This is a genomic window from Stenotrophomonas maltophilia group sp. Smal17, assembly GCF_030237045.1.
GTDB classification, from domain to species: Bacteria; Pseudomonadota; Gammaproteobacteria; order Xanthomonadales; family Xanthomonadaceae; genus Stenotrophomonas; species Stenotrophomonas forensis.
The window spans coordinates 1-571 of record NZ_JASJSU010000191.1 but is presented as its reverse complement, the minus strand read 5'-3'; the positions used below and the strand labels follow the sequence as shown (position 1 = coordinate 571).

1 rRNA gene is annotated in these 571 nt (G+C 53.8%); it reads left to right on the top strand.

What is annotated here, in order from left to right:
- Nucleotides 1–3 precede the first annotated feature (3 nt).
- A 5S ribosomal RNA gene (gene rrf, locus QRO93_RS21525) occupies nucleotides 4–118 on the top strand.
- Nucleotides 119–571: the final 453 nt, after the last annotated feature.

The following is a 571-nucleotide window of genomic DNA, read 5'->3' as shown; positions in this document are numbered from 1 at the left end:
CTCCCTGGTGAAATTAGCGCTGTGGAACCACCCGATCCCATCCCGAACTCGGAAGTGAAACGCAGCTGCGCCGATGGTAGTGTGGCTCAAGCCATGCGAGAGTAGGTCATCGCCAGGGTTTACACCCGAGAACCCCGCTGCTTGCGCAGCGGGGTTTTCCTTTTTTTGCAGGCACCCGGTTTCGACCTGGGCTTGCCGCAACAACTTCACGAAGAGCTTTAAGTTCCTTCAACAAGTTGTTGACAAAGCTGAAAGGCCTGCCATAATAGGCGGCTCGCAACGACGAAAGACCTTCGGGTCCAACGACGAAGCAGCATCGGCAACAACGTCCACTCCAGTGAGGCGGCCTTGAAAAAAAGGTGTTGACGAAGCGGAAAAGCCGGCTATAATGGGCGGCTCGCTACGAAGGAAACTTCGGAGCACACGGGAACGGCGCTGAGGCCACTTCCCCGGATCTTTGAAAGTATGCGCAGGTATCTTGTGAAGGCGCCTGCAGGAAGGATGATTGTCCATCTTGCAGACGTTTGATCAAGCAACTATTAATTGTTTTAAAGCAAGCGATACGTTGCCA